Here is a 13,752-nt window from a genome sequence, read left to right as displayed (position 1 = left end):
GAAAAAGCTTCTCCTATATAGTATAACCGAATATCACTCCTATATATAAGGATATAAAAAAGCGACTACTATATTATAGTAGCCGCTTATGGATAAATTAATCTCGCAATATGTTTATTCTATAATAAGCTTTTGAGTTGATGTATTACCTTCTTGCTCTACTTTTATAATATAAACTCCTGTTGGTAGACTATGAACATTCAATTCTTTGTTTTCTGTTTGAACTGTGAAAACAATTTTTCCTGACATATCAGATATTCTGATATTCTTTTTGCTTGTAGATGTTGTTTGCACATATACTTTTCCGTCTTTAACTGGATTTGGATAAATTACAAATCCGTCAATTGTATTTGTAGGTACTCCCAGAGTACAAACCGTACTTGATACGTTTATTGTACGTGTAACAACAGTTTCATTTAGCAACGCATCTCTTACTGTATAAGTCAAGATATATTGCCCTGGTGTGGTTACATCGACTGTTCCTGTAACTATTACTCCTGGAGTAATATCTACATTTAGATTGTCTAGTGCTGTAAAACCTGCTTCTACATAAGGACATCCTTTATCTAGTGAAACTACTGCGTTTCCTAGAAGTGTAATTATTGGTTTCGCTTTTTCAATTGTTACTGTCCAATTCTCGATAGTTCCGTTTTGAGCTGTTACATTGTATACAATTGGCAGAGTATAATTTAATGTTGTTACTCCGCTGTTTTGGAAATAGGTTCCGATACGTAATGTAGCGAAATCTGATACTTGGAAAACAGGAACTAATACGCTTAAATTGGCATTATTATTAACGAACACTTTTACCGTTTTTAAGACTGGATCTATTACACTTGTTCCTATCTGGTTTGCTACCGAATATGCAATAATGTTTGCATCAGGATTGTTTGCATTTAAAGTAACTGTGTAGTTTGTTTTAGAAAGTTTATTCTCTGAAACTACTGAAACCAAAAAGCTATTTGTATAGTCTGAAACAACTGCTTTTGAATTTAATTGTTTTACTCCGTCTATATATAACTCTGCTCCTGGTGAAACTGAAAAATCTGCAATTAAATTAGATACATCTGTTCCAAAAGACAACGTTTTAGTTGCATTACTTCCTACGATATCTGTATTTATTTCTTGAGCTAATCCTGGATTGGATGCTGTTTTGAAATCATAAGAAAGTAATTTGCTTTCGTTGCTTAAGCCTGTAAGCACTTTAATAGTATACGTTTCGATAATTCCTGTGTTAAAACCTACTCCTTCGACAGTTAAAGTAACTGGGTTTGTATAGTCATTTGGAGTAATACCGCTTACTTGTGTGACTCCGTTTACTTTTGCAATACTTTTCATCCCTATGGAAAGATTAGCAACTGCTGCTGTTATATCTGCACCATCATTTAATAATATTGAATATGTTTTGGTTGCTGCATCATAAGAAGATGAGAGTTGGTTTACAAAATCTACTTTTTGTAATAAGACTGGAACATTCCAGAATTTACCTTCTCCTTGCCCATTTGTATCTGCATTTGTTACTACTGCTGTATTATCGCTTATAGTACTATCAAAAACAAACTGCTTGTCTCCCTCTGAAAATGAATAATATGCTAATAGTCCTGGTTCATTACCTATATATTTCGTCGTCGCATTTGCATTGATTGTCGCCTGATTACGAACTCCTGCCCAAATGCGTATTTCGTCTATATTTCCGTTAAGTCCACGAGCCAAGCCTGCATTATTACCAAAGTAAGCCGCAGCAGTAGCGTTTGAAGAAGCTGCAGCTGCTGTGCCTGTGCTTGTATAAGGAACTGAAACTCCATCTATATAAACTGTATAAACATTGGCAGCGCTTACTGAAAAAGCAATATGATGCCAAGTATTTTGTTTAATAGAGTTTAACCCTGTGTTTATAGCATACGAACCTGTTGCCGTAGTAATAGAAAGTACCAAACTATTTTCTTTATAAAGTGTAAGATTTGCAGTATTATGTATAAAAGCCAATACTGTACTCTTATCTATAACTCTTGCGAAAACTGATGGCTGTTTCTGATTAATCCAAGCCTCGAATGTATAATTGTTAGTAAGATTTAAAGCTGGTGTATTATCTGTTTTTACAAAATCGTTTACTCCATCAAAAGTTCCTGTAACATTTTTAGCAAAATTTGCAGCATGTGAAAGTGTTACTGATTTTGAATCATTTGTAGCATCTGTATCTCCTACTAGTTTTGTAGACACATCGATTGTATAATCTCCAGGAGCTCCTAAATCAGCTTTTACTGTAAATATAAAATTAGCAGTTCCTCCCGCAGCAATTGTGCCAGTGAAATTTTGAACTACTTCGTTTGCTCCATTAATTTTGTATGCCACTGGGAAGTTTGAAATTGGTGTAGTCGAATAATTACGAAGTGAAGCTGAAACTGTAACTGGTGCATTACCTGGTTTAACTGGAGCAATAACTCTTTCGACACTTGCATCGGCAGCTGTAAATGGCAATACGTTTATCGTATATTCTTCTACCTCAAAATCTGATCTTGAACTTGTAAGCCCATTAATAGTTGGCCCTAGGTTTACATTATAATATTCACCAGACGAACGATACATGTGCACAATACGCATAAGTTTTTCACCCGCTGTTGTCCCTACCGGAATAGTTAAACCTCCTGTTAAAGTAGAGAAGTTTCTAAAATAATGTGTACTCATTGTTGATGGAATTAGAGGAGCTGCACCTGTTGTAGTAGTATTTACCCAAAAATTACCTGCATAAAACTCATCTGTTAAATTACCATCTCCATTTAAATCTATTACCATCATAGTAAATACTCCTACATTAGCCGTTTGATCACGCGTGATAGGTGTATCTGTTTTAATTATTGTTACTTCTGGTTGATAGGTAAATCCTGCATATACTGGAATTTTTATACTTTTAAAATCTGAGTATGCTGTAGTACCTGAAGTATTTATAACATCATTCCACTTTAGTTTAGATATTGCATATCCATCTGTATTGGTATGTGTTGGTAAATCGTTTTTATTATATACCGTTTTCACGATTACATCATTTGCAGCATTATCATCTGCAAGATCTACACCACTTTTTATTATGTATGTAGCATCAACAATAGATAAATCTGCTTTGGCAGCAAACGTGAAGTTTACAGTTGAATATGGTGCTATAGCAGTGACAGTTTCAATAACTTTTGCCCCTTCACCAATTTGATAAAATACTGGATAGTTTGCTAATGCAACTGGGCCTAAATTACTAACTCTTATAGTTACATCATGCGTACTTGATTTTTTACCAAGAACTTCTGGTGTTACTATTGAAACAACGCTTGCATCATTTACAATTGGCTTAGTCACACAAGTAATAGCCGCAACCCAACCTGCTTCTGTTACTCCTCCATCTGAAGTAAACCTAAAAGTTAACTCTCCTCCTACTGCTGTGGATGTTAATGATGATGGCAAAGTATTTCCTGTAAATGTACCTATTAATGTACCTGCACTAACTGCTGGTCCATTATAAACGTATAAATAATCGTAATCAGCCTCAACATCAAAAGCTTCAAAATCTACTTTAATACTACTACCCACTGTACCTGGCTTAAAAGTCATTGTTTGGGTAAGGTTGTCTGCATAATTTCCGTAACGTGTGCCACTATCTGTAAATGCAGCTGAACAAGTTGTTACATTAGCAGAAGATCCCATTGCTATATCTGAACCTGTATTATTAACATTTTTTGTTAGTGTATTATTATCTGGAACTACATCTCCTGGATAATCTACATTAGCTACTACTGCATACAATCCCGGTACAGAAAAATCTGCTTTTTGAGTAAAATTATAAGTCACCTCACTTAATGGAGCAACTGGCCCTGCAATTGTCTCTACAACTGCTGCTGCGTTATTAATTTTATACGATACTGGAATATTACTAACGGCTACTGGTGAGTTATTGAAAACTTTTACCTGTACTGTTTCTGTAGCAGTAAATCCTGTGTTTGGTGTAAATGAACTTAATGCCAGATCTGTTGCTGTAGCTTCAAAAATCTCGACATTATCTATATAGGTTGCCCCATATACATTTCCGCTATTTGTTGCTACAAAATCATTATCACTTACTGTTTCAAAAGCTACACTAAATGTGGTTCCTGCATAAGCTGATAAATCATAAGTTAACTCTTTATCACTATAAGAAGGGTCTTCTCCATATACATCTTGATTTTCATGGCTCAATACTGGAATTCCATTTACCGTAACTCTAAAAAGGTTTTTATCAACCCCAGCCTGAGTTACATTAGCCCATTCTAAAAAGAATTTCAGCCTTAATGCTTTTCCTGCTAAACTAGTTGCATCGATATCGCAAAAAGTAACTTTTTTGATATAATCTGGATTATTAGTAAATGCTAGGTTATTTTTTGGGCTTGTTACCCAAGGTGCCAAAGCCGTACCTGCTGATCCAGCCATTTTTACTCCATCTAAAAACTGAGCATTTACATACTCATATTTTACCTCTCCTGTTCTTCCTTTAGAGAAAACATAATTTGTTGCTTTTCTATTAGTAAATTCTTCAAGGAATGGTAAACTAGCTGCATTTAAAACTGGTTGAGAAACTGGCTCTACATTTACTGCACGAACTCGTTCGGAAACAATCCCTGTTGCAATATCTACAGTACGAACTGAAAACCAGTTATCCTCTCCCACTGCAACATTTGCAAATGTATAAGTAGGACTTGTAACTGTAGCCACAACATCAAACTTGTATCCATTCATTTTTAACACCTCATATTTTGCTCCTGCAATAGGATCCCAATCCATTTTATAAGAAGAGGCACCACATACTGCTGGCGCAATAACTAGATTTTTAGGTTCGGTTATAATATTAAAAACTTCTTTGGAAGCATCCGTTTTTGTACCTGCACTAATTCTTATTTTAGCATTAGCAACTATTCCTGCTGGAACCTTCCAAGCAAAATTTCTTGCTGCCGATGGAACATTTGCTGCAATTATAGAATAATTTACTCCTCCATCAACTGAATATTCTATTGTAAAGTTTTTTGATTCTCCTTCATAATCCCAACGAATATACTCTGTAGATTCTGTATTGAATTTTTCACCACCTATCGGATAGGTAAGAATTAATTCTGGGGCTACATAATCATATACTACTGAAAACTCCTGAGTAGGAAGAAGAGGAATCTTTGTACCAGCAACAATAATTTTATAAGTTCCCGGAGCCGGATTGTCTAAGGTTATTTGTTCGATATTATTCAAATTATCAACTCCTCTTGTTGCATTTGCATTGGGTGTTGTTGGATTTAATACCCATGGTAAAGTAGTTACTCCATCTTTAACAATTTTAATATCTAAGTCATTAATCTGGATTAAAGCTGAACCAGGAGTTGCACCTGTATCTGAATAAGCCAACATTACTTTTAATGTAACTAATCCTGCTGGAACTACAATATCTTTTTCATAAGTTGCTCCATTAGCTACAGATGCTGTGTAGAACATATTTTTATCGATAACCTTAACTGCTCTTAATCCGTTAAGATTACCAAATCCGTATTTATAATCTGGACCTGGATTACCAACATCTTTGGCTGTATTTGCTACCAAAGCTTTCATTAAGGATGCCAATGGTCTTGTGCCGTAAATATTTTTATATCTCTCGTAAAGTAAAGCCACTGTACCTGTTGTTCCCGGTGTTGCCATAGAGGTTCCGCTCATAACCTGATACGAGTTGCTGTAATCTAATGAATACACATCCGTACCAACTGCAGCGATTTGCGGCACTAAACGACCATCGAGTGTAGGACCAAAACTGCTATAACTACTAATTAAATCATTAGGATCATTTGCTGCTACGTGTAGAGCATTTTTTGAATTTTTTGTAGATGTATTAAATCCTCCCGGATATGCTGTTTGCGCATTTCCGTTAGAATAAATATTTAAAAGATAAGGATACATCACTGTTACATCATCATCTCCACGATCTCCATTATTATATCTGAACGTATTAAACCCTGAAGTAAGATTAATTCCATAAGAATTTGATGTAATCTCTATATCATCTTGCTGAACAGATAATACTCTTTCTTGATAATTAGTTAATCCATTAGATTGAGTATTAAAATTCCAACCATACATTTTTACCTCTGGAGCCATTCCTTTTGCTCTTGGATCTAATAAACCTGCCCCTCCGACAGTTCCTGAAACGTGTTCTCCGTGAGATGAATTAGACTCATATTCCTTACGAGTTACTCTGCCTGTATGATCTTTGTGCTCTTCGAGATTTCCATCCCAAATACCTACTTTTACTCCTTTTCCTGTTAGTCCGTATCCTAATCCAGCAATACTTGAGCCTAAAACATTGGCTTTATGTGAAGTCACTCCTGGAAGATTATCACTCTCTACTGGTGGTGGAACTAACTCTATATTTTGAACCCAATTTAATTTTGCAATTTCTTCTAGTTTTTCTTTAGAAGCTTCTAAATATACTTCATTAAAAGATTCGATAATTTTACTGCTTTTTACAAACAAGCTCGTTAGATCTTGTGAAATGATATTAGCATCAACTCCTTTAAAATAACTTACTGTTACTTTTATACTATTACCTGCTTGCGCATAATCAGGAATAACCCCATTTGTAATCTCTTGATCTAATTTATATTTGGAATCTATTGTAATCGCTGTTCTTATATTATCAGGAACAGTTCCTTTACTATAAAACTCTGGGCTGATTGCAGCATAATAAGCATTGTTAGATAAATAACTAAGCAATGTTATTCCTTGTCTTTTTAATTTCTGTTGCTCATCTGCCGATGGGATTTTTGTAAACTGCAACAAAGTATATTCCGTTTTCGGACTTTGCTTACTTGTTGTTTTCTTAAGTTCTTTAATCTGCTGTTTAAAATTAGCAGAAGTACTTATTTTATTTCCATTTACGGAAATAGAAAAATCTTTTTCAGAAATGCTTTGCGACCATGATGTAATAACGAAAAACATCATAATCAGGCTAAGTAATTTTTTCTTCATTTTACTAAATTAATTGATTAATAAACGGTTAACAAATAGTCACTAAAGAGTAAACCTACAAAAAAAATCATAAATAACAAATTATAAATAAATCTATTTTGTTAAATAAGAAAAGAAAACATAGCCAATAAGGAAGAATTATAACAAAATATAGGGGTTACGCCGTAATTAAAAAAGAAAATGCAATAAATCATGAATAAGATTAAAGCAAATAAATTCTTAAAAAAAGTCTCATTATTCTTAGCAAAAAAATAAACTGCAAAAAAAAAGACTTACCATATTAAATGATAAGTCTTTACATATTTTTATTAATTAAATATTCTATTTATTTTGCTGCTTTTTGCTCTTTAGCTTTTTCTTGCCATCGGTTACTAAGATCGTCATAATCGACAGGATGTGCAGGCGCCTGATATTGTAATCTGCCAGATTCAAAAGCTCGTACTAAGATTGTTTCTATCAAATAATCTTCATTAACCTCATAAGGTGCATATTCAGTTTTTAAACTTATATCAAAAACATTTGCCGTGGTATTTGCCCAAAATGCTTTCCAACCACTTTTTAAGGTCTTTACTAATTCGAATGTCGTCGTTCCTGTTTGTCGATGAATCAGTTTTACTAATATCTGTCCTTGTTTACGGGATAACTTTTTGAGCTTTCCTTCAAATTCATTACTCAGATAATCTTCGACAATTTTAAAATATTTCTTCTTTTCTCTGTTAGAAGATAATCGAGCCATCCCTTTATTAAGTGCCACTAACCTATCTGATGCTAATCTTGCAAATGGATACGTTTTGTAAACTCTATTCTGGAGAATTAAAAATTGTTTTTGAGATTCGGGGTCAAGTTTTTCTTTTGATATAATAATCTCAGGTAATTCAATTGTATCATTTAGTATTGAATCCCTTTCGGTTAAAGTGTATCCCATTTGTTCGGGATTTTTTTTATCGATTTGCGCATGACCAACAAATGACATAAATAGTAAGCAGAATAAGTAGGCTATAAACTTCATTGAGTTATTAATTTAAGTGTAAAATTATACATTATATATACAACTGTAATACCAAATTTATAATTTAGCAAAAAAATAATTTTATGAGTACAAAATCAATCTTAAACGATACTTCAATAGCTTTTTTAGAAAGCTATCTTAATAACGCTTCTCCTACTGGATATGAAAGCAGCGGACAAAAAATATGGATGGATTACTTAAAACCATACGTTGATACTTTTATTACTGATACTTACGGAACAGCTGTAGGGGTTATAAATCCTGACGCTCCTTATAAAGTGGTAATCGAAGGTCATGCAGATGAAATCTCATGGTATGTAAATTATATTACTGATGACGGATTGATATATGTAATAAGAAATGGTGGTTCTGATCACCAGATTGCTCCATCAAAAAGGGTAAACATTCATACTAAAAAAGGAATCGTTAAAGGTGTTTTTGGATGGCCAGCTATTCATACTAGAAATAGAGATAAAGAAGAAAATCCAAAAATTAGTAATATTTTCATCGACTTAGGTTGCGAAACCAAAGAACAAGTTGAAAAAATGGGCGTTCATGTAGGTTGTGTGATTACATATCCTGATGAATTTATGATTTTAAACGAAAACAAATTTGTTTGCCGTGCGCTTGATAACCGTATGGGAGGTTTTATGATTGCCGAAGTAGCGCGTTTATTACACGAAAACAAAGTAAAACTTCCGTTTGGATTATACATTACAAATTCTGTTCAGGAAGAAGTAGGCTTGCGTGGTGCCGAAATGATCACAAAAACTATCAAACCAAATGTTGCAATTGTTACCGATGTTTGCCATGACTCGACAACTCCTATGATCGAAAAGAAAATTGAGGGAGATACAAAAATTGGTTTAGGACCAGTTATTACTTATGCTCCAGCTGTACAAAATAATCTACGTGAGTTAATTATTGATGCAGCCGAAGCCAATAAAATTCCGTTTCAGCGTTTAGCCTCATCTAGAGTTACGGGTACAGATACAGATGCTTTTGCTTACAGCAATGGTGGTGTAGCATCTGCATTAATTTCTCTTCCTTTGCGATATATGCATACAACTGTAGAAATGGTTCATCGTGATGATGTAGAGAATGTTATTAAATTGATTTATGAATCTTTATTGAAAATTGAAAACGAGGAAACTTTTTCTTATTTCAAATAAAAATGTTTAAACGTTAATTCGGTTATTTAAGTAAACCAAATTATACGAATAACCGAATTAACAAATAAACAGTCTAAATGAAGATTTTATTACTCGAAGACGATTTTACTTTATCTACAGAAATCGTTTCTTTTTTTACTTCAAAGTCATTTGAATGTATTCCTTTTTATGATGGCTTATTTTTACTGAAGAAATATATTCCTACTGAATATGATTTAGTCATACTAGATATTAATGTTCCAGGCAAAAACGGAATTGAAGTTTGTAAAGCAATCCGGGAAATTGACAAAAAAACGCCTATAATCATGCTTACCGCTTTTGGTGAAATTGAAGATAAATTAATTTCTTTTGAAAACGGAGCCGATGATTATTTAGTAAAACCATTCCATTTTGAAGAATTGTTTGCCAGAATTACTGCTCTTATGAGACGAAAAATAATTCCGCAACAAACAGCTACAAAAATAAATATACAGGATTTGGTTATTTTAGAATCTGAAATGAAAGTATTACGTTCGGGTGAAGAAATTAAATTAACTCCTAAAGAATTTAAGCTCATACTAATGTTGGCAAATGCCAAAGGAAAAGTGCTATCTAAACAGTATATAGCCGAGAGATTATGGGATTATCATATCGAAACCAATCAAAATACGATTGAAGTTTACATTAATTTTATAAGAAAGAAGATTGATAAAAATCACGATATAAAATTAATTAGAACCAAAATTGGGTACGGATATTATTTAAGTGATCAGGAATGACATTAAAAAATAGGATATCGCTTTTAGTAAGTTTACTTTTTACAATCTTGTTTGGCTTAGCCTCAACATTGATATTTGTCTTGTACTCTAATTTTAGAAAAGAAGAGTTTCAGGATCGCTTAGAAATAAAAGCGTTATCTAATATTAAACTTTTGGTCAATGTAAAAGAAATTGATCATCGTCTCTTAAAATTGATTGATAGAAACTCTATTAATCAGCTCTATGACGAAAAAACATTAATCTTCGACTCTAACTATAAATTAATCTATAGCAGTATTGATGATGCTAAGATTAATTGGTCGGTTGCAGATTTAAAATATCTCAAAAAAAATAAAACCTTTTTTAAGCAACAAGGAGATTATGAAGTTTATGGTGTTTTTTATGATACTGGCGATAAGGATTTTTATGCTTTAATATCGGCAACAGATCTTTATGGTAAACGAAAACTACTCTATTTGCGATATGTTTTAATTCTATCTTATGTTTTCTTTACTACATCTTGTTGGTTACTTACCTCATTTACTATCAAAAAAGTAATGAGTCCGTTGGGATTATTCCATCAGAAAATAAAAAAAATAAACGAAAACAATTTAGACACGCGTGTTGAAACTCAAAGCAAAGACAATGAAATTGATCTGATTGCCAATGAGTTTAACTTTATGATGGATCGAATTGAGATTTCTTATCAAAAACAAAAAGAATTTACGGCTCATGCATCTCACGAGCTAAGAACGCCTTTATCTAGAATAACTTCTCAGATAGAAAATGTAATTTCTAATGATAAAACAGATAATGAGAGTAAGAATTTTTTAAAAGTCATCTTATCCGATGTAAATCAATTAACTGAATTAATACATTCGTTATTGATTTTATCTAAACTGGATAATAAAAAGCATGAAAATAAAGAACCTCATCGAATGGATGAAATTATTTTTACATGCATCGAAAAATTAAATAACACATTTCCTGATTTTGTCATTTCATTTGATATCGAAGAAAATGATAATCTGGATACTGCTTTAGAAATAGAGGGTAATAAAAATTTATTAGAAATTGCTTTAAGTAATGTTCTAAAAAACGCATGCGTATATTCTGACAACAAACAAGCAGAAATAAAAATTAGTACAGCAAATCATAACTTAATAATTTCTGTTTCTAATACTGGCAAAACACTAAATGAAGAGGAACAAAAGAATCTTTTTCAACCATTTATGCGTGGGAAAAACGCTATAGGAACTTCAGGTTTCGGACTTGGTTTAAGAATAGTTCAGCGCATTTTAACACTTCACAATGGAACTATAACTTACTCAGTTCCAAAAAATAACAAGAATTTATTTCAGTTATTTTTTCGTTTTTAAAAAAATTTAAGGTATTTTTAAGGTAGATTTTAAGGTTTCTTAAAGTCTGTAGATAGCATATTTGTATAAATAAAATTCATACAATGAGAAATTTATTAACCCTAATAATTCTTATGCTGCTCAGTCAGGTGGCAATGGCTCAAAAAACAATCACTCTACAAGATTGTGAAAGTCAATTTTTAAAAAATAACCTCTTTTTGCTAGCATCCCACTACAATATCGATGCGGCAAAGGCACTAACAATTCAGGCAAAAATATGGGAGAACCCTACAATTACTGCCGATTTAAATGCCTACAATCCAGAAAACAAGCAATACTTTGATATTGGAAAAAATGGGCAAAAAGCTTTCGGGATTGAGCAACTAATTTACTTAGGAGGAAAAAAACGTAATGAAGTAAAATTAGCCCAAACTAATGAGCAATTAGCCCAATTACAATTTAATGACTTACTGCGTACATTAAAACTACAATTACGAAAAAGTTTTTATACTGTATACTACAATACCAAAAACCTTGAAACTACAGATAAGCAACTCGTACATATCGAGGATTTAATTAACTCCTACTCTGTACAGGCACAAAAAGGAAATGTACCACTAAAAGATTTAGTACGACTACAATCGTTATTCCTGAATTTTAAAAACGAAAGAATGGAGGTTGTTAATAGTAATATTGAGGAGCAAGGCAACTTAAAGTTATTATTGAATGAAACCGAAAATGTGATTCCGATTGTTACCGAAAACGACTTTAATAAATATACTAAAATAATCCCTTTTGATTCTGATGCTTTTCAGAAAGACGCTATTGCAAATCGTCCGGATTATTTATTGACACAAAAAAATATTGAAGCCAATGAATTAAATATAAAATGGCAAAAATCACTTTCTATCCCAGATATCACTCTTGGCGTAAATTATGACCAAAGAAGTGGTGCTTTTGAAAAAGAATCAAATTTATCAATTGGAATTCCGCTACCACTTTGGAACAAAAACAAAGGGAATATTAAGTATGCAGAAACAATTTTAAATCAATCAAAAATTGATAAGCAAAATTTTGATTTGCAATTACAAACCGAAATTAATTCGATTTGGAGCAAATGGGATGAATCCCGAAAAAATTACATGCTGCTAAAACCATCTACTAATGCTGATTTTGAAGCTGTGTACAAAGGAATGCTCGATAATTTTCAGAAAAGAAATATTAGCATATTAGAGTTTACCGATTTTATGGAAAGTTATAATCAAGCTGCAGTCCAACTCAATGAGTTAAAGAAAAACGTAGTCCTTTCGGGTGAAGAACTAAATAGTACAATCAACAAAGATTTATTTTAAAAACTCAAACAAATGATGAAATATAAATTAATCATAGGAATCGCAATCATTGGATTATCAATAACAAGTTGCAAGAAAGAAGTTGATAATCCCGAAAATACTACCTCATTTGTTTTAAGTGATCAAATGCTTAAAACGACAAAAACTGCCGAAGCCAAAACAATTCCTGTAAAAAATGAATTGAGTTTTTACGGAAAAATTACTGCCGACAATAATAAGCTAATCGACGTATACCCTCTTGTAGGCGGAAATGTTGTAAAGGTAAATGTAGAACTTGGTGATTATGTACACAAAGGGCAAGTATTGGCAATTATAAGAAGTACCGATGTTGCCGATATCGAAAAGCAAATGGTGGATGCCAAAAGCGATTTGTTGGTTGCAAAAAACGGACTAAAAGTAGCTCAAGAATTGTTTGAAGGAAAACTAAATGCCGAAAGAGATGTTCTACAAGCAAAAAGTGAAGTTGGTAAAGCTCAATCACAACTAAACAGAGTTCAGGAAATATATAAAATCTACAATATAAAAGCTGGATCTATCTATCAGGTAACAGCGCCTATAAGTGGTTTTATTATTCAGAAAAGTATAAACCAAGATATGTTATTAAGAAATGATCGCTCTGAAAACATCTTTGATATTGCCGAAATAAGCGAAGTTTGGGCTATAGCCAATATTAATGAAATTGATATTAATAAGGTAAAATTAGGTATCGATGCAGATGTAACTACATTAAGTTATCCTGATAAAATCTTTAAAGGTAAAGTCGATAAAATTTTTAACATCATCGATCCGGAAACCAAGGCGATGAAAGCTCGTATCAAACTACAAAATACCGATTTTTTATTAAAACCAGATATGAATGCAAGTATCAAATTATCATTTGATGAAGATAAATCGATGATTGCAGTACCAAGTACAGCTATCATATTTGATAAAAGCAAAAATTATGTGATGATCTTTAAAGATCGTAATAATATTGGAACCAGACAAGTAGATGTTTATCGCCAAGTAGGAGCTACAACATATATATCTAGTGGTTTAAAAGAAAATGAAAAGGTAATTACTAATAATCAACTATTTATTTATGACGCTTTAAACGATTAATTA

General features: G+C 32.5%; 7 protein-coding genes. 5 read left to right on the top strand and 2 right to left on the bottom strand.

What is annotated here, in order from left to right; genetic code table 11:
* Positions 1-114: 114 nt before the first annotated feature.
* Complete coding sequence (locus IW20_RS21535) at positions 115-7,020, bottom strand: S8 family serine peptidase (protein ID WP_035627409.1); 6,906 nt, start codon at positions 7,018-7,020, stop codon at positions 115-117.
* Between the two features lie 325 nt (positions 7,021-7,345).
* Positions 7,346-8,029: a DUF4294 domain-containing protein gene (locus tag IW20_RS21530; protein ID WP_035627406.1), complete on the bottom strand. Its 684-nt coding sequence runs from the start codon at positions 8,027-8,029 to the stop codon at positions 7,346-7,348.
* A gap of 83 nt (positions 8,030-8,112) precedes the next feature.
* Between IW20_RS21530 and IW20_RS21525 the strand changes: the two genes are divergently transcribed.
* The 5 genes from IW20_RS21525 to IW20_RS21505 all read left to right on the top strand — a co-directional run bounded on the left by IW20_RS21525 (position 8,113) and on the right by IW20_RS21505 (position 13,749).
* The gene (locus IW20_RS21525) at positions 8,113-9,201 is read left to right on the top strand and encodes a M42 family metallopeptidase (RefSeq protein ID WP_035627403.1); all 1,089 of its coding nucleotides are present in this window, start codon (positions 8,113-8,115) and stop codon (positions 9,199-9,201) included.
* 77 nt (positions 9,202-9,278) lie between these two features.
* Complete coding sequence (locus IW20_RS21520) at positions 9,279-9,959, top strand: response regulator transcription factor (protein ID WP_035627401.1); 681 nt, start codon at positions 9,279-9,281, stop codon at positions 9,957-9,959.
* Positions 9,956-11,317, top strand: coding sequence for a sensor histidine kinase (locus tag IW20_RS21515; protein WP_035627399.1), 1,362 nt, complete (start codon positions 9,956-9,958; stop codon positions 11,315-11,317). Before IW20_RS21520 ends, IW20_RS21515 begins: the two co-directional genes overlap by 4 nt.
* 83 nt (positions 11,318-11,400) lie before the next feature.
* On the top strand, positions 11,401-12,648 hold the full coding sequence (locus IW20_RS21510; RefSeq protein ID WP_051886094.1) for a TolC family protein: 1,248 nt from the start codon (positions 11,401-11,403) through the stop codon (positions 12,646-12,648).
* 15 nt (positions 12,649-12,663) lie between these two features.
* On the top strand, positions 12,664-13,749 hold the full coding sequence (locus tag IW20_RS21505) for an efflux RND transporter periplasmic adaptor subunit (RefSeq protein WP_035627397.1): 1,086 nt from the start codon (positions 12,664-12,666) through the stop codon (positions 13,747-13,749).
* Positions 13,750-13,752 lie beyond the last annotated feature (3 nt).

The sequence above is a fragment of the Flavobacterium hydatis genome (assembly GCF_000737695.1).
In the GTDB taxonomy this organism is placed as follows: domain Bacteria; phylum Bacteroidota; class Bacteroidia; order Flavobacteriales; family Flavobacteriaceae; genus Flavobacterium; species Flavobacterium hydatis.
This window is presented reverse-complemented; position numbering and strand designations above follow the sequence as displayed.